The organism is Scytonema hankhaensis NUACC26 (assembly GCF_045865695.1).
GTDB lineage: Bacteria > Cyanobacteriota > Cyanobacteriia > Cyanobacteriales > Nostocaceae > Scytonema.
In genome coordinates, this window is record NZ_BAACAP010000093.1 from 1 (window position 1) to 17,568 (window position 17,568).

Annotated in this window: 16 protein-coding genes and 2 pseudogenes; 10 read left to right on the forward strand and 8 right to left on the reverse strand. The window is 42.0% G+C overall.

Going from position 1 to position 17,568, the window contains the following annotated elements; all coding sequences use genetic code 11:
• The 4 genes from ACKTT2_RS03655 to ACKTT2_RS03670 form a co-directional block, all read right to left on the reverse strand.
• Positions 1 to 3,225: tetratricopeptide repeat protein (locus ACKTT2_RS03655; protein ID WP_407884080.1), on the reverse strand; the 3,225-nt coding region annotated here is incomplete at its 3' end.
• Between the two features lie 685 nt (positions 3,226 to 3,910).
• The gene (locus ACKTT2_RS03660; protein ID WP_407884083.1) at positions 3,911 to 5,320 is read right to left on the reverse strand and encodes an NAD(P)(+) transhydrogenase (Re/Si-specific) subunit beta; all 1,410 of its coding nucleotides are present in this window, start codon (positions 5,318 to 5,320) and stop codon (positions 3,911 to 3,913) included.
• A 108-nt stretch (positions 5,321 to 5,428) separates the two neighbouring features.
• Positions 5,429 to 5,719: an NAD(P) transhydrogenase subunit alpha part 2 gene (locus ACKTT2_RS03665; protein WP_407884085.1), complete on the reverse strand. Its 291-nt coding sequence runs from the start codon at positions 5,717 to 5,719 to the stop codon at positions 5,429 to 5,431.
• A gap of 103 nt (positions 5,720 to 5,822) precedes the next feature.
• Positions 5,823 to 6,986, reverse strand: coding sequence for a Re/Si-specific NAD(P)(+) transhydrogenase subunit alpha (locus tag ACKTT2_RS03670; RefSeq protein WP_407884087.1), 1,164 nt, complete (start codon positions 6,984 to 6,986; stop codon positions 5,823 to 5,825).
• A gap of 838 nt (positions 6,987 to 7,824) precedes the next feature.
• On the opposite strand from ACKTT2_RS03670, the gene ACKTT2_RS03675 reads away from it, so the two are divergent.
• The 7 genes from ACKTT2_RS03675 to ACKTT2_RS03705 all read left to right on the forward strand — a co-directional run bounded on the left by ACKTT2_RS03675 (position 7,825) and on the right by ACKTT2_RS03705 (position 12,211).
• Entirely contained in the window at positions 7,825 to 8,337 is a 513-nt protein-coding gene (locus ACKTT2_RS03675; RefSeq protein ID WP_407884089.1) for a DUF2808 domain-containing protein, read from the forward strand.
• A gap of 215 nt (positions 8,338 to 8,552) precedes the next feature.
• The gene (rpmH, locus tag ACKTT2_RS03680) at positions 8,553 to 8,687 is read left to right on the forward strand and encodes a 50S ribosomal protein L34 (RefSeq protein ID WP_072040836.1); all 135 of its coding nucleotides are present in this window, start codon (positions 8,553 to 8,555) and stop codon (positions 8,685 to 8,687) included.
• 31 nt (positions 8,688 to 8,718) lie between these two features.
• The gene (gene rnpA / locus ACKTT2_RS03685; RefSeq protein ID WP_407884091.1) at positions 8,719 to 9,159 is read left to right on the forward strand and encodes a ribonuclease P protein component; all 441 of its coding nucleotides are present in this window, start codon (positions 8,719 to 8,721) and stop codon (positions 9,157 to 9,159) included.
• A complete protein-coding gene (locus ACKTT2_RS03690) occupies positions 9,146 to 9,538 on the forward strand; it encodes a PH domain-containing protein (RefSeq protein WP_407884093.1) in 393 nt (130 codons plus the stop codon). Before rnpA ends, ACKTT2_RS03690 begins: the two co-directional genes overlap by 14 nt.
• 216 nt (positions 9,539 to 9,754) lie before the next feature.
• A complete protein-coding gene (yidC, locus tag ACKTT2_RS03695) occupies positions 9,755 to 10,903 on the forward strand; it encodes a membrane protein insertase YidC (protein WP_407884095.1) in 1,149 nt (382 codons plus the stop codon).
• 2 nt (positions 10,904 to 10,905) lie between these two features.
• Complete coding sequence (locus ACKTT2_RS03700; protein WP_407884097.1) at positions 10,906 to 11,427, forward strand: Jag family protein; 522 nt, start codon at positions 10,906 to 10,908, stop codon at positions 11,425 to 11,427.
• 280 nt (positions 11,428 to 11,707) lie between these two features.
• Positions 11,708 to 12,211, forward strand: a complete 504-nt coding sequence (locus ACKTT2_RS03705; protein ID WP_407884099.1) for a YceD family protein — start codon at positions 11,708 to 11,710, stop codon at positions 12,209 to 12,211.
• A 287-nt stretch (positions 12,212 to 12,498) separates the two neighbouring features.
• Here the strand turns inward: ACKTT2_RS03705 and ACKTT2_RS03710 are convergent, their stop codons facing one another.
• Both ACKTT2_RS03710 and ACKTT2_RS03715 read right to left on the reverse strand, forming a co-directional pair.
• Positions 12,499 to 12,645 carry a hypothetical protein gene (locus tag ACKTT2_RS03710; RefSeq protein ID WP_407884101.1) on the reverse strand — a complete coding sequence of 49 codons (147 nt, stop codon included), beginning with the start codon at positions 12,643 to 12,645 and terminating at the stop codon, positions 12,499 to 12,501.
• Positions 12,646 to 12,749: 104 nt separating this feature from the next.
• The gene (locus ACKTT2_RS03715; RefSeq protein WP_407884103.1) at positions 12,750 to 14,861 is read right to left on the reverse strand and encodes a hypothetical protein; all 2,112 of its coding nucleotides are present in this window, start codon (positions 14,859 to 14,861) and stop codon (positions 12,750 to 12,752) included.
• Between the two features lie 282 nt (positions 14,862 to 15,143).
• On the opposite strand from ACKTT2_RS03715, the pseudogene ACKTT2_RS03720 reads away from it, so the two are divergent.
• Together ACKTT2_RS03720 and ACKTT2_RS03725 are read left to right on the forward strand one after the other, a co-directional pair.
• Positions 15,144 to 15,344: pseudogene (locus tag ACKTT2_RS03720) on the forward strand (DUF4277 domain-containing protein); the annotation flags it as partial.
• A 112-nt stretch (positions 15,345 to 15,456) separates the two neighbouring features.
• Positions 15,457 to 15,967, forward strand: a pseudogene (locus ACKTT2_RS03725) (IS1634 family transposase); the annotation flags it as partial.
• Positions 15,968 to 16,386: 419 nt separating this feature from the next.
• On the opposite strand, the gene ACKTT2_RS03730 reads toward ACKTT2_RS03725, so the two are convergent.
• Together ACKTT2_RS03730 and ACKTT2_RS03735 are read right to left on the reverse strand one after the other, a co-directional pair.
• Positions 16,387 to 16,788, reverse strand: a complete 402-nt coding sequence (locus ACKTT2_RS03730; RefSeq protein ID WP_407884105.1) for a hypothetical protein — start codon at positions 16,786 to 16,788, stop codon at positions 16,387 to 16,389.
• A complete protein-coding gene (locus tag ACKTT2_RS03735; protein ID WP_407884108.1) occupies positions 16,778 to 17,389 on the reverse strand; it encodes an AAA family ATPase in 612 nt (203 codons plus the stop codon). Before ACKTT2_RS03735 ends, ACKTT2_RS03730 begins: the two co-directional genes overlap by 11 nt.
• A gap of 27 nt (positions 17,390 to 17,416) precedes the next feature.
• Between ACKTT2_RS03735 and ACKTT2_RS03740 the strand changes: the two genes are divergently transcribed.
• On the forward strand, positions 17,417 to 17,568 hold a 152-nt coding region (locus tag ACKTT2_RS03740), incomplete at its 3' end, for an HPP family protein (RefSeq protein ID WP_500691373.1).

Below are 17,568 nucleotides of genomic sequence, written 5' to 3' on the forward strand. Positions count from 1 at the left end.
CACTTTTAAGTTAATTTGCAGCGCTTGGTTGTACAGTGGTTCGGCTTCATCGTATCTTCCTTGGGATTCGTACAACCCAGCTAAGTTGTTGAGAGTAGTAGCAGTGTCGCGGTGTTCTGCTCCTAGTACTTTTAAGAGGATTTGTAGCGCTTGTTTCAGCCGTGGTTCGGCTTCATCGTATCTTCCTTGGGATTCGTACAACGCGGCTAAGTTGTTGAGACTTTGGGCGGTGTCGGGGTGTTCTGCTCCCAGCACTTTTAAGTTAATTTGCAGCGCTTGGTTGTACAGTGGTTCGGCTTCATCGTATCTTCCTTGGGATTCGTACAACCAAGCTAAATTGTTGAGACTAGTAGCAGTGTGGGGGTGTTCTGCTCCTAGTACTTTTAAGCAGATTTGCAACGCTTGGTTGTACAGTGGTTCGGCTTCATCGTATCTTCCTTGGGATTCGTACAACCCAGCTAAGTTGTTGAGACTATTAGCAGTGTCGGGGTGTTCTGCTCCTAGCACTTTTAAGCGGATTTGCAGCGCTTGGTTGTACAGTGGTTCGGCTTCATCGTATCTTCCTTGGGAATCGTACAACCCAGCTAAGTTGTTGAGACTAGTAGCAGTGTCGGGGTGTTCTGTTCCTAGCACTCTTAAGCGGATTTGCAGCGCTTGTTTGAGCTGTGGTTCGGCTTCATCGTATCTTCCTTGGGATTCGTACAACCCAGCTAAGTTGTTGAGACTAGTAGCAGTGTCGGGGTGTTCTGCTCCTAGTACCTTCAGATGGATTTGCAGCGCTTGGTTGTACAGTGGTTCTGCTCGATCGTATCGTCCTTGGGATTCGTACAACCCAGCTAAGTTGTTGAGACTCTTAGCAGTATCGGGGTGTTCTGCTCCTAGTACTTTTAAGCGGATTTGTAGCGCTTGTTTCAGCAGTGGTTCGGCTTTGCCGTACTGACTCTTGTTCAACAGCGAAAGACCAAGATTATTTAACCTTGTAGCAGCACCAGCAGTTTCTTCAAAATTACCGATTTGAACATGGGCATTGTGGCGTTCTGCAAACTCATCTGCTGTATCATATTCTCCCACTTTTCGACAAAGATGCGTCAAGGCTTGCAGCAGATGCAAGGTTTGAGGATGGTTGGGACTAAAACTGATTTCTGCTACATCAAGTGCTAGCTGATACTGTTCGTAAGCTTTTTGGTATTTGTGCTGTCCCATCTCTTGGTAAATATCTCCTAAAAACGTTTGACAAGAGATAGCCAAGGGATGCTCATCACCAGCAGCATTTTTGACAATTTCCATCGCCTCTTGGCACAGCTTTTCCGCTACGTCCAAATTATTGTTATAGGCATTCAACCAAGCAGCAGTATATTTCCATTGCGCTAGTTGCAAGGGTTGAGTACTTGGATCGGACTGAAGTATTTGCAAAGCGCGTTGACTTAGATTCGCTGCTTCTCGGTAATCACCTTGACTTGCAGCAACTTCAGCTTGGCGGTTCAGTACCTCAGCTACCCCTAACTCATTTGCACCTAGTTGGGTGGTGCGTATGCGTAGCGCTTTTTGAACTGCGTTGCTAGCATCAAAGGTGCGCTCTAGCTTTAAGTAAACACCAGCGAGTTCCAACTCCACAGTCGCAGCGTCAAGACTGTCACCCTGCTGCAAAGCGATCCATTGCGATCGCGCTATCTCCAAATCTTCCACCGCTCGCTCGTAGTCACCCAAAGCAACGAGGGACTTACCCAACAGTGTCCAAGCCAAAGCGGTTATGGCGTGGATATTTTGTTCTCCCTTCAACAAAAATTGCAACATCGGAGCAACCGCCTGGTGTCTACCCAAGTTCTGCTGCACCGCCACCTGCTCTAAAAACCAACTAATTGCCTGTTGTGGTTGCTGACTCTCCAACCCGTGATGAAGTGCCTCTCCCAGTGCCGTCAACTGTATTTCTGGATTTTGGTATTCTCTCTGATAATGCTCAAACAACCAGCTATTTACTGCTCGTTTCAAGTCTTCTGGCTGGTTCTCCTGCAAGTGCTGTCGCATTATTGGGTGCAAGCGCCATCCCGATCCCGCTTGCTCAACATAGGGCGATGCCAGTACTTTGTCAAAGCGATCGCGCCAGTTCTCCAATTGAAACTGCTCCATCAAACTGACAAACAGCACCTTATCCCAAGTACGGCAGTTAGACAGGACTTGCCACATCCGCCGTTCATCTGGCTCCCAAGCTGCATCTCGTTGGCGTAGAACCTCGTTCAGATTCCGGGCAAAGTCTGCAACCTTTGGCTGGCGCTGCTTTTTGATGTCTTGCCACGTCTCCACCCCCAGCCGTAAGTACAAAGGAATGCCGCCAGATGCCTGAATAATAATTCGACGAATTTGGGGCTCGTCAATACCAAATTTTTCTTTCAGAACCGCTTGACATTCGTCATCAGTTAACGGGAGTATAGGAATATTGTGGGTATTTTGTGTCAAATTGAGCTGTTGCTCAGAGAATATCACCCACAGCACATTAGGATTTCGCTGTGTTACCATCTCCTCCAACCAAGTACATCGTAAGGATTTATCCAGTAAATATTCATAGCCATCTACCAGAATCATCGCTTGTCGCTTAGAAGCAGGGAGATTAGAGCTTTGTAGATATTCGCGCAAGTCATTCAGCAGAAAAATCGGCAGTTGCTGCAAAACTTCCTTATTTCTTGTACAATTTCCCACTTCCTGTAGGCGATCGCGACACTTGCTTCGCCTATACCATTCCCAATGTTCTGGGTTAGATAACAGCATACAGAACCAAGCAAATTTTGCCAGTGGTTCAATTCCAGGTATAGGCAGCTTTTTAAATTCTTCCAGAAAACCGTTAATTAACTCAGCAGCGTTGTCACCAATCTCAGCATATCCCATTCTTTTAGAAAACTCAGCCGAGTTTGCTGGTGGATTGCTTTCCACACGCTTCATATAGCTAAAGTAGGCTAGATCGAAGCAAGTAAAATTATCTTTAGCTGAGCTAAAATGCTTTCGCAGTTGAATTACGGCTGTTTTTAGAGCACTCCAAAAATTTTCCCCAATCTCCTCTCCATCCAACAAGGCACACAGACATTGCGACTTCCAAGATTCAAATATCGAGTCACATAAATCTTTCTTGCCAATCCCAGAACGTCCATAGAAAACTAGTATATTTTGTGGCTTCTTGCCTAGATTGGTAAGCGCTAGCTCCACCTGTTTTTGATAAATATCCTGAGAACTCATAATTTAATTCTACGAATAAATACTGAAACCCGGAGCATCAAACCTTAAATACCCAATTTTTTATAAGTTACATTTACCAGAAAGTTTGCGTCTTGTCAATTGCAAGCAAGAGGCAAAGCAAGATTTACACAAAATCTGGGTTCCTAATGAAACCTGGCAGAAATTTATCGAACAGGTTATTAAACATGATAGATAAATGCCTTTGATAATTAATAGGACAACAGCGTCAATTTGTTGAGAGCTAGAGCAATATAGTCAAAATATAGTTAGGTGTAACTTTTTATATTAGGCTAGCGATCGCGCTTGTCATGAGTAACAGGACAATACTGCAAGGTCTCTCAAATTTTTGTAGGTTGGGTAAACTCTTGGAGAAACCCAACAAATGTCTGTAAATGTTGGGTTTCGTTCCTCAACCCAACCTACGTGTTTTCGTATTTTTAGGCTTAATCGACAAGTATTGAGTAACAGGAAATCTGTTGCTAGTCGTATTTCTCTAAGTTGAGTCAACGAAATTGCAATCTTTCACTAAATAGAAACCGGATTTTTGGGAGTACTTAACCGATGCTCTAGTAAGGTTCACTAACCATTAAAAAAGCTTGCCTGGTGCAATATCATACCCCAAGCAAGCTAATACATTATTTAATGGAGGAATTTCGGATTTGTGTAATCCAAAATCCAAAATTCCTTACAACTGTTTCACTTCACTAACCAACTTCGACACCATATCTTTAGCACTACCGAAAAGCATCGTAGTTTTATCCTTGTAGAATAACTCGTTATCTACACCAGCAAAACCAGCGCTCATACCGCGCTTGATCACGATCGCATGCTTTGCCCTATCCACCTCTAAAATCGGCATTCCATAGATAGGACTATTCGCATCACTTTGTGCTGCAGGGTTAACCACATCATTTGCCCCAATCACCAACGCTACATCTGTCTGATCGAACTGGGGATTGATATCATCCATATCGTGGAGTTGCTCGTAAGGCACATTCGCTTCTGCCAACAACACGTTCATATGACCGGGCATTCTACCAGCAACAGGGTGAATTGCGTACTTCACATCAACACCCATACGATCGAGTTGATCGGCTAACTCGCGAACGCTGTGCTGTGCTTGCGCCACTGCCATCCCATAACCAGGAACAATAACTACGGAACGAGCATAACCCAACATCATCGCGCCTTCTTCTGGATCTATGCTACGGACAGTTTTATCAGTTGTCGCCGTACCACTAGTACCACCAGCACCAGTTGCTCCACCTGTTCCAAACGCATCAAACAGTACGCTGATGAGAGAACGGTTCATTGCCTTACACATAATTTCGGTAAGGATAATACCAGATGCTCCCACTAATGCACCGGAAATGATGAGCATATTGTTCATTACCACAAATCCAGCAGCAGCAGCAGCTAATCCTGAAAATGAGTTCAATAATGAAATCACCACAGGCATATCGCCACCACCAATGGGAATGACAAACATCACACCCAATACCAGAGAAACGAAAACGATTCCTAAGAATACAGGCAAGTTATGTGGTGCGACTAGCATATAGGCACTACCTGCCAAATACGCAAATAGGAGTAAAGCATTAAAAGCTTTTTGCAAGGGAAATGTAATTGGAGCACCACTCATAATGCCTTGCAGTTTTGCAAAGGCGACCGTGCTACCTGTAAAGGTCACACCACCAATTAACACATCCAGAAGCATGGAGATGTTGGCGTCAAGAGTGACTCCACCAGTAGTGTTCAACAACCGCCAAAATTCCGCAACAGCGACGAGGGCTGAAGCCGCACCTCCCAAACCGTTCAGCAAACCCACCATTTGGGGCATATCAGTCATTTGGACTTTGTAAGCTGCGATCGCACCCAACACCGAGCCAATTGCCAAGCCCAACAAAATCATTTCATAGTTCAACACGTGTTGGTCTAGCAGTGTTGCCACAATTGCCAGAAGCATACCTACTGCTGCAACAACATTACCTTGCCGTGCGGTTGCGGGCGAACCCAACTTTTTCAAGCCCAGGATGAATAAAGATGCAGCGACTAAATACGTAAGCTGAATCCCTGTAGGAAGAAAATTGTTCATAATTTCATTGTTAGTTGTTAGTTGTTAGTTGTTAGTTGTTGGTTGTTAATTGTTAGTTGGTAACAATTACCACTAACTATGTACGGGCGCTCTTGCATTGCGCCCCTACTAACCACTAACTTTCTTCTTGAACATTTGCAGCATCCGATCTGTGACTAGAAACCCACCGACTACGTTTACAGTTGCTAGTACAACAGCAATCAAACCAAGAATGACTGAAAGATTCCACTCTTTTGCACCGGAAGCGACTATCGCCCCAAGGACTGCAATTCCAGAAATCGCGTTTGAACCGGACATGAGAGGGGTGTGGAGAGTTGGGGGGACTTTGTTAATGACCTCAAATCCCGTAAAAGATGCCAAAACGAAGACAAACAAAGCTGCAATTAATGCTTCTGACATTGATAAATTCCTTATTGGTTAGCGGTTAGTGGTTAGCGGTTAGTGGTTAGTGGTTGGTAGTTAGTAGTCAAACAACTATCAACTAACAACTATCAACTAACTACTAACTATTAGCCATTGCCAAAGCTTTTAAAGCATCGCTGACTCGCTGATTGCGAATTTCACCTGCATGAGTAATGCAAGCTGCATCAATAATGTCGTCAGCAAAATTCACCTCTAGAGCTTTGTCTTTAATGAGAAGTTGCATCAACGATGCTATGTTCTTGGAGTACAACTGGCTGGAGTGAACTGGCATGGATGATGGTAAGTTAATAGGACCGATGATAGTTACGCCATTCCATATAATGTCTTTGCCCGGTTCGGTACAAGCACAGTTACCACCTTGTTCGGCTGCAATATCTACAATAACTGAGCCTGCTTTCATTTGTGCCACCATTTCTTCAGTGACCAAAAGTGGTGCTTTTTTACCTGGTACTTGAGCTGTGGTAATCACAACATCAGCGTTCTTAATGTGTTCGGCTACAACTTCTTGAGTCTTCTGTTTGCTGGCTTCAGAGATTTCTTTAGCGTAGCCTCCAGCTGCTGTTGTTTCTTCTTCGAGCTTGATTTCAACAAATTTTGCCCCTAAACTTTGAACTTCTTCTTTCACAGCAGGGCGGATATCAAAAGCTTCTACAATCGCTCCCAAACGTCTTGCTGTTGCGATCGCTTGTAAGCCTGCTACACCAGCACCCATGACAAACACTTTTGCAGGTGCTATGGTTCCTGCTGCAGTTGTCAACATGGGGAAATATTTTGGTAATGCTGCTGCACCAATTAAAACCGCCTTGTATCCTGCTATGGAAGCTTGCGACGACAAAGCGTCCATACTTTGCGCTCTTGTAGTGCGGGGAATCATCTCCATACTTAGAGCAGTAATTTTGCGTTCTGCAAGTTGCTGTGCTGTTGATGGATTGCCTAAAGGATTTAGGAAGCTGATAAGTACAGATCCTTCTTTAAGCAAATCAATTTCAGAACGTCCGTTTTCTCTTTCCTGTGGTGGGCTAACTTTGACCAGAATATCTGCTTCTCTCCACAATGTAGCCGTATCACATATAACTTTAGCTCCTGCTGCTTCATAAGCAGCATCAGAAAAGAAAGCCCGCTCACCTGCACCTGCTTCTACCCACACTTCCAAACCTTGTTTTACCAATTTGGCAACGGTGTCAGGAATTAAGGCAACTCGACGCTCGCAAACTTCTATTTCTTTAGCAACAGCTATTCTCATGCAATCTCCTTGCGAATAAATACTTATATCTTCTGCCAGCTCTGAAAATTTTCTGATGAGGCAACAAGCGCTTGTGTGGTGCATGAGCGTTGGCTCTTTGCAGTTGGCTAGTATAACTTAACCTTCGCTTCCGCACTCTTCAATTTCTCAATCTGACCCTTCACACTTTCTTAGATACTCTATTGCTCATCCTAGTTCGATCCCTAAATTCTGCCTCGTTGTCTTCAACTTCTTTTAGGGATTGAAAAATTTTGTTTTCTTTTTTTTACATACTGCAATACTAGCCAAATTCTTCTCAAAAAGTTATCAGCAAAAATTGAAAAAATCTTTGCTTTGAGTAAAAATCATTTTACTCAATCTATTCCAAGTTAAATCTTAATGTCTCTAATAACTGACTGAATTTTTATAACAAAATTAATATATTTCTATACAATTTTATATATTTCTTTACATAATCAAATAAAAACAGTATTTTCACCAAAAACCACAGAATTTACTCCCTTTCCCTCTAAAATTATCGCTCTTTATAGGTGGGGCTATGCCCTACATTCGCGCTTTGGTTGGCAATGCCCACCCTACGCGATGAGGTAATCTTCCAGTGGAAAGAAAATAAAATAAGTTAAAAAAATACTATAACTTATTAAAGTGACAGTAAATTTACGTATAAGGCACAGTTGGTATTGATATTACGTCCATTATTGATAATTCAGTAGTAAAGTTTAGTTACAGTGTTGTGTAGTCGTCAGGTAGTTATTCATTCCTATCCACTACTAACGACTGTACGGGCGCTCTTGCATTGCGCCCCTACCAACCACTCACCAAAAGTAGGAGCTTGACCATGCGACGTTTACTTTCTGCTTTAGCCATAACTAGCTGTTTGCTGGCGAGTGTTCCAGCGATCGCATTGGCGGAAGGCTTACCCGGATTCACACTATTTAGCGGTGTAAAAGGTGAAAACCAACTACCTTTCCGCTTAGATTTTGGCGGTCAAACCAATGGCTGGGATCGCTATCGGTTAAAAATCCCCAACAAAAAGCTTAAAAAAGCAGTTGCACAATTTGTAATTAGTTATCCCGAATACTACAAAGGGTCTTTCGATACCAAGAAAATGGAAATTCGGGTCAAAGGTAAAACAGTACCTTTGTCTGAAGTCAAGTGGGACAAAGAAAATAACGTGATTACAATGTATCCCGAAGAACCAGTACCAGCAGGTAGCAATGTAGAATTGGTTCTCTCGAACGTAAAGAACCCTGCAACGGGCGGAATGTTTTACTTCAATTGCCTTATTCAATCCTCTGGAGATGTACCGCTCTCCCAGTATCTTGGAACGTGGATTGTCAGTATCAGTTAGGGACTAGGGACTGGCGATTGGGAACTGGGGAGAAAAGGAGCAAGGGAGCAGAGGAGACAAGAAGGACTAACCAATCCAAAATCCCAATCCCCAATCCCCATCGCCCCTTATCCCCAGAGGGGACTCCGAGTTCCCCAATCCCCAATCGCCAGTAATTATGATAAACTTGTAAATTGTGACTTTTTTTATAAAAATCATCTAGAGAGGGCAAAAGTATGAAAAGAACCCTAGAGGGAACCAACCGAAAGAGAAAAAGAACTTCTGGTTTTCGAGCAAGAATGCGAACACCAGATGGTAGAAACGTGATTAAAGCAAGAAGAAGAAAGGGACGTTATCGTTTGAGCGTTTAGAGTTCTGCAAAGCAATTCCCTTGCACCTGTTGTGGCATTGCATAAAGCGCATAGACTAAAATCTCGAAAAGATTTCCAGGCAGTTTTTCGGGAAGGAATCCGGCGTCATAGTTGTCATTTGACGCTCAGAGCCTTACGACCATTGCCTTCCGTAAAGCCTTCTTTGGATGCTCCCCCTAAAGCAAGACAAGGGGGAGATAGCCCCATAACCTCCTTATCTCCTCCTCTTCCTCCAACCCAAATTGGCATCTCGATTAGCACAAAAGTCAGCAAACGAGCAGTTGTTCGCAACCGTATCAAGCGGCAGATAGCAGCAGTAATGCATCAATTATTGCCGAGAATATCACCAGGTTGGCGACTCGTTGTTGTTGTTAAACCAACAGCCGCAGAACAAGAGTGCGTAACCCAACAATTTCTGCAAGAATTAGAGCAGTTGCTAGCACAAGCCGAGGTATTCAATGGGAATTCGTGAGGAAGTTTATTTTGAGGGTGGTCCTCATATTGGGGATTTAATCGTAAACATACTGATTGGGCTAACTGTGGTTGGTATACCATTGACAGTTGGCGCAATTGTTCGAGCATTATGGCTGCGTTTCCGCATCACCGATCGCCGAGTTTCCGTAACAGGAGGTTGGATGGGACGGGTACGTAGTGACGTGATTTACTCTGAAGTGGCGAAAATTGTCAAAGTACCCCGTGGGATTGGCTTGTGGGGAGATATGGTGATTACCATGAAGGATGGTAGTCGGTTGGAATTGAGAGCTATTCCCAAATTTCGCGAAATCTACGACTACATCGAAGAAAGAGTCATCGCCAAAAACCCCAATTACGTTGCGGCAAACAGGAAGTAATGGGTAATAGGGATTGGGTACTGGGGCTTGGGCAACAGGGCATAGCAAAGAAAAAAAATGGGAACTGAATAATTTTTAACCATACACAATGCTATTCTAAACAATCCCTAATCCCCAATCGCCAGTACCCAGTACCCAATTCCCCATCACCGATAAGATAATTTAGATAAATTAGATTAAGTCAATTTCACAGTACCTCAGGTTGAATTCAAAATAATGGATTTTGGTATCGGGTTTCTCTCGAATAACGTAATGCTGCCAATCATAGACTTGTTCTATGGGATTGTGCCTAGCTATGGATTGGCGATCGTAGCATTAACATTGATTATCCGCTTCGCACTTTATCCCCTAAGTGCTGGTTCAATTCGCAATATGCGCCGGATGCGGATTGTACAGCCTTTAATGAACAAGCGGATGCAAGAAATTAAAGAACGTTATAAGGACGATCCGCAAAAGCAACAGGAGGAAATGCTTAATGCCCAAAAGGAATTTGGCAATCCACTTGCAGGTTGTTTGCCATTGCTCTTGCAGATGCCAGTTTTACTAGCGTTGTTTGCGACTTTAAGGGGTTCTCCTTTTGCTGGAGTTAACTACAGCATTAACTTACAAGTTTTTCCTAGCGAGCAAATTGAACGAATTCAACCTCAAGCCTTTGCAACTCCTCCCCAAAACATTTATGTTGCTGAAGGAGAACACGTAAAGGTTAGTGCTATCTTGCCTGGAGGTAGTAAATTAGCGGTGGGAGAACACACCAAGATAGTGTATCAAACACCTGAAGGCAAACCATTTGATGGACTTTTAGCAGAACATCCTGACACCCAGTTAATCCCTGAATGGAAAATCACGAAAGGGGAAGACCGGGTAACAATAGATGCTGAGGGTAATATAGAAGCATTGCAGCCAGGAGATGTGACAATTCAAGGAACTATTCCTGGATTAGCCGCTAATAAAGGATTTCTCTTTATTGATGCTTTAGGCAGAGTTGGTGCAATTGACCCAGATGGCACAATTCACTGGGACGTTGTAGCAATGGTCATTCTATTTGGCATTACCCTTTACGTCAGCCAAATCCTGTCTGGGTCACAGAATACTGCTAGTGCCAATCCACAACAGGATACAGTAAACAAAATTACTCCTGTTATTTTCTCTGGGATGTTCTTGTTCTTCCCACTACCAGCAGGGGTATTAATGTATATGGTGATTGGTAATATTTTCCAAACTCTGCAAACCTTTATACTTATGCGGGAACCTCTACCAGAGGAACTGCAAAAAGTTGTAGATGCTCAGGAAAAACAGGCAGAAGGTACACAGCAAAAAGCACTACCTTTTGAGCCAAAAAGTTCTAAGAAAAAGACTACAAGTTAACAATGACCGATAATCGAATAGAACGGGGTCAGGAGTGGTTAAAAACACTCCTACGACTTAGTGGAGTATCTGTTGAAGTGACAGGTGAGATAGAAACAAACCCTGCACCCAATGATTTTGAGGATACTCCCGAATCAGACAGCTACTGGTTGACAATTGATGAGAGTACGTTAACACCAGAACAAATAGCAACTTTTATTGGTTCTGACGGTTCAGTGTTAGATGCTGTTCAGTATCTGGCGAACACTATTCTCAATTTAAATCAATCACCAGATTTGCAAGCTTCTTACACCGTGGAACTAGATGGCTACCGTGTTAAGAGGTATGCAGAAATTCGTTCAATGGCAGAAATTGCTGCAGAGCAAGCGCGTTCTTCAGGATTAGAGGTGGAAATAAAATCCCTCAGTTCTGCTGAACGCCGTCAAGTCCATACTTTACTCAAGGAATTCGGCGATTTAGAAACTTTTAGCCGAGGAAAAGAGCCACATCGTCACCTTGTTGTACGCCTTGCTTCATTAGAATGATGGAAGTTGGGGATTGGGTATTGGCGATTAGGGATTGGGGACTTGGCGATTAGTCATCACCTCTGCTCTCCTGCTTGTCAAGTCCCCATTGCCCCTCAACAAGGAGGGGACCCCGAGTTCCCCAGTACCCAGTTCCCATTGCTTTCAATCCAAAATCCTCTGACTTTTGAAAAAATTTCGGAAATCCGAATAAAAAAGCTATTAAACTAATTTGTAAAAAAGTTAAACTTAGAGACGCGCACACATTCTGCAATTATAGTGAGGATGTCTCACAAGTCTCATGGACGCGATTTACATTCCGCAATTAACTAAAGCGCCCGAGCGGACGGAAGAAATTCAGCTCAAAGAGTTTTTGCCCGGTCTAGAAACTTTGACACCAGTTCGCGGTTTCATCCGCGTACAGCATCAAGGTAACTACTTAGAGGTTTCAACTCAGGCAGAAACAATTGTGACTTGTACCTGCAATCGGTGCTTGCAGAACTACAATCATCGTTTGGCAATCAAGACCAAGGAAATTATTTGGCTAGAAGAAACAGATCCCGAATCAGATAACCTACCATTAGAACGAGAAGTCGCATTTGACGATTTGGTAGAAACTTTGCCGCCTCAAGGATATTTTTATCCGAGTGAATGGTTATACGAGCAAATGTCTTTGGAGTTTCCACAAAGGCAATTGTGTGATGCTAACTGTCCCGGTATTGTACCCAATGCTATTAAATCAGATACACGTGTTGATAGACGTTGGGCTTCATTGGAGGCTTTGAAAAAAGAACTACCAAATTGAACCCTGCTAGTACGCAAGGTTAGACCCCATCAGATCCCCCCATCAGCCCCCAACCCCAGAAGGGACTCCCAACCCCCCTTATTAAGGGGGGCTAGGGGGGATCGTGTGTAGCAATCATTTGGTGAAATGGCCTCACCCCTGACCTCGATCCGGTGGCTCCACCTGGGAATTGCTAATAAATATTAGTTCAGGTGACGTGTTGAAAATCTGATTTGTTAACAAGAGAGAGTTACGACGTTGAGCCAGATAATTACTAACAATACTGGTATCTAATAAATACACCTATCTTACTCATGAGATAAACTACTATCTAAATGTTTCTTGATTTCCTCTTTATCTGTCTCTCTAAAACGTAGAATTTCATCTAGGGTATTTTCCCAAAATTCACCTTCAAACTTGCCTGCAAGCTTTGCAAGAGGATGTTTGGAAATCAATAATTTTTTATCCTTGTTTTTAGGGAGTTTATTGGTTGTTATATTAAGTTAAATTATGTTGAATATTTACTATTACATAGCATTGCGGACTCATTAATCTGTAGCTACAGATTAGCTTTGGCAGCCGCACGAACCACACAGTTACTATCTTGAGTGAGTTGTTGGCGAATTGCAGTTGGGGTATTAGGGTTTTGTGCGATCGCATACCGTTCTTGCCAAGACAACGAGCGATGGTTTTTAGTTAACAACGAACTTGGGGCAAGAGGATGTAAAAAAACCACAAAGCGTGTGAAATAAGGCTCATCTAAGGACATATAACTTTCCAAAATTTTGCCTACCTTGGAAGAGCGATGTTGTATGAGGTTTTTCACGGCTGCTTGGTGGATGTCAGTATCCCATTGATAATTGCAGGCTAATTGTTCGAGAATATTTACAGGCGTGTTGGGGTTTTGTGCGATCGCTATTTTAACCCGATCTGATTTATCTTGAGATAGCTGTCGTAAAATATTTGCAGGAGTATTGGGATTTTGTGCTACCTGAAAGCGGACTTCGCTACAATTATCCAATGCAAGTTGATGGAGAAGCTTAGTAGAAGCTTGGGGGTGAGAAGCAACAGCTTCGCGAATGAGTAACCACGGACTCGTTGCTAATCCTACAAGAGCCTTGGGCGATGCTTTAGAATTTTGTACGACTTGCCACTGTTGTAAAATGTTATCGGGAGTATTTTGATTGTTATAAAAATTTTGGAAATAGGTAGCAAGTGCTGTTTTTCTAACATAAACATCTTTATCTTGTAGGAGTTGTTTCAAACTCTGAATAGAGATATTAGGGTGTTTAGAAATAACGATACGAATAGAGCGAGATGAATGATTGGCAAATCTTTCTAAAAGGTTGGTAGGAGTATTAGGGTGACGAGCTATAGCTATTTTTAATTTTAGATCGTTGATTTCTATAATTTTTTCTAAATCGTTGCTAGAAATATCGGGATTGATGGTTAGCTGTAGCCATAAATTAGCGATCGCTTCTCTATCAATTGAGTTATGAAAATCTCGTGTTAGGTGTAACAAAACATGAATCGGTGTGTTATGATTCGCTGCAACTGATTCACGATATTCACCCTTTGCAAGTCGTTCTAAAATATTTTTTGGTGCATTTGGGTGAGAGGCAATTACACCACGAAAATGAGAGTATATTGATATATCTTCCACCAATTTTTGAAAAATACTGACAAACTCTGAATTGTCAATAAATCGTTTTACATTATCGAACATAGCGTATTTCACTTCTGCTGTAGCATCTTCTGCCAGTTTATTTAAGACACTTGTAGGGGTGTTTGGGTTTGATGCCACCGCTTTACGGATATGCCAACCTCTATCTTCTGCTAAGTTTGTGAGAGTCGGGACAGAAGTATGTGGATGATATGCTACAACTTCTCGTACATCAGAATTGCTATCTAAACCCAGTTTTTCCAAAATGTTTACAGAGGCGTTGAAGTTAGTTCCCACAGCACGACGAACATAATCATCTTCATCAATTGCTAATTGTTCTAAAAGATGGATAGGCGTATTTGGATTAATAGCTACACTAACACGAACTAAATTATCTTGAGATTTTACATCTTCCTCTAACTGTTCCACAGAAATTTTTTGGAATTGATGGATATTTAATGGCAGTAATGGTTTATCATCATTCATCCAACTATCTGTAAATAAAGCAGGTACGCGAATATACAATGCCATCGTCTTAGCTTTTGTTCTGAGTACTAGAGGATATTTAGAGAACCAGTTGGTAATAGGTGGTTTCAAGCAATACTCAGCATCTCGATAACGACGACTCACAATAGCACAACGCACACCATTATCGGGATCTGTGTTTAGAGTTGCGATCGCATCTTGGGGAGTATTGGAATTTCCAACTACAGCCACGCGAACACCTTCATGGGTATCTTTTGCAAGTTTCTCTAAAACAGAGATTGGTGCATTGTAATTTTTTGCCACTCCTTCACGTATTCCCCATTGAGGATTTGTTGCTAGTTTTTCTAAAATATTTTTACTTGTATTAGGGTGTTCAGCGACAAGACTGTGATATCGCTCATATAATCTTTCCAATGCTATTCCTGGCGTGTAGGGGTTAGATACGACAGATGCAAGAATACTTACCTCAGAATCATCTTGTGCTAGTTGTGCCAATACATGACTAGGGGTCTTAACCCCCATTCCGCACCCTAACTATCAGATCCGAATAAAGTAGTACAAAAAAACTAATAAAAGAGTCAATAAAATTAAGTAATTGATAATTAATATCAATAATTTACTTGCAAGAGCTAGAAACATATCCCTATGATCAAGCGCTCGGGAAATCCTCCTAAGGATTGAGCTACGGGATTGAGCCAGGAAAATAAAAGAAATAGAAAAATTTAAGTCTTCTCAAAAGAAATATAGAAAAATTGAGACAGAATTGCTCTGAAGACCTCTGTTGTTATGTTGAATATCGAAGAGATGTCTATACAGAATATAGACCATTTGGGAATTGTAGCAGGAATCGTAGATGCCATTGGAGTAGTAGAAATTGTTAATGATTTATTGGGAAAAGAATCAGACGAAAAAGTGAGTGCAGGTCATGTTGTGAAAGCTATGATTTTAAATGGATTAGGATTTGTTTCTCAGCCTTTATATATGTTTTCCAAATTTTTTGAATCAATTCCTTCTCTTACAAAGTTGGGCGGGAAAGTTCAAATATCATTAAATTGAGCAACATAAAGTGACTGTAATAACGCCAAAAACGTAAGAATCAGCTACCTCCTTAGCTACTTTTTATCAAATATCAGCAACAATTACCAAGGATGAAAATAAAATTAATCAAGATTCTCTCAGTGCTGGGAGATTTATCATTGCTACAAATGTTATAGAGTCAAATCAGCTTGGCAATAGCGCTATAATTTACCATTATAAAGCACAGCAGTCATGCGAGAGAGGATTTGCTTTTCTCAAAGACCCATCGTTTTTTGCAAATAGCGTTTATCTCAAAAGACTAGAAAGAATCGAAGCATTGGCAATGATAATGGGTTTGTGCTTGTTAGTCTATAAGTTAGCGCAGCGACAAATACGTCTGGCTTTATATGAGTCGCAATTAACTGTTAAGAATCAGTTAGGAAAATCCATAGATAATCCTACTTTAAAGTGGATATTTCAATGTTTTCAATCAATTCATCTTGTGACTTTTCACGAAGAAAAACAAATCTCTAATTGGAATCAGGAGAGAAATTTTATTCTAAATCTATTACCTGAAGAATGGAGCGCGTTATTATCGAGCAGTAACATAATTATATTTTGAAACTGTATATTTTCTTCACTAACGAGCTATTTTTTTGAGAAAATAGCTTGAAATCATTATGTCTACTATTTTTTTTGTGAGACTAATACATCAGTAAAATAAGAACTTAATTTATATAACTATAGAAATTTCTCTATCAATTACGACAGAAAATCCGTAGCCGTCTTATTGCTAATAATTGAGAATAGCTTGGATATCTTAGATCCGAGTTTTGACGCTTTCTCATCTGTTTTTCTGAGAAAAACAGTATAGTGTTATTCTTTTTTTAGAGATTTCGTTCAGTAATTCCCGTTTGTGACAGTTGAGGTGCGGAATGGGGGATAAATAATAAAATTGGAACCGCAGATGCACGCAGACGAACGCGGATAGTAGCCTGTTTTATCTGCGTGTATCCGCGTTCATCTGCGGTTAAAATGCTACAAGTTGCTGGAAATCTTGTAAAAACTTTTGCAAATTGGGGTCTTTTTTAACAAAATTTGCTAACATTCCCATCTGTCCTTTACTCCGCATGACTCGAAATAAATCTACAGCAAATAACTGTACCCACTCTGCTGTTGCTACTTTGTTTAACCAAGTAAAGGCATTGTAAGCTTGGTTGGCGTCAGCTGCGCGTACTGTTAAGCCAATGGCAGTTGCATATCTTGCACTTGGTTCTGTTGGAAAGGGTGTACTGTTTCCTTTGCCTTCTAGAATGGGAGTGAGGTTTGGTAGAGTTTCGTAAAGAGTGATAAATGCTCCAAACTCAGCCGCCGTACTCGTACCGATCGCAGGCGCAATATCCAAGCCTGCATGACGTAGTTTACTTGCCATTACCCAAGAACGGGGAGTAAGGCCAAGCGGGTTGTTGCGGGTCGAGTTTGTGTAATAAGGTTGAGCGGAAGGAGAGAAAGGCAATAATCTGTTCGTGGACTCCTGTTTTTAAGGCGAAAGCTTTGAAGCTGTCAAAATCAGGTTGTACTTCAAGATGTAAAAACATGTTGGCTAACTGTGCAGGCATATCGAATACGGCGGCGCGGTCTTCTTTACGGTTACCCGCAGCCCACACAAACCAACCATGGGGGACTATGTAAGAACCCACGCGACGGTCTAATATCAATTGTTGGGCAACTCCTTGCATTGCGGGAGGAGCCATGTTTAGTTCGTCTAAGAACAGTATGCCCTCACCGCTACGGGGAAGAAATTCTGGCGGATACCATTTAGAAATACCGTCTTCAGCCACAGGTAATCCACGTAGATCCGTGGGAGCAAGTTGGCTGAGGCGCACATCTACAAAATCAATACCGTGTTCTTTGGTGAGTTGTCCTACAATACTCGATTTCCCAATACCAGGTGCTCCCCAGATCATTGTGCTGATATGCAAGTTTTTACGGATTAGGCTGTCTAAATAAGCTTTGAGTTCGCTGGGGGTCATAGAATTTTAGCTGCACAATTCTCTCCTTTGCTGATGGCTCCCTTTGGTGCTACTAGCGTATTAATCTTTGGTATTCCTGACAGTCCTTTAGCCCAACCTCGGAATGTAATTGGTGGTAATCTTGTGGCAGCATTAGTTAGCCTGACTATTCTGCATCTTTTCGGTTCAGAACCTTGGGC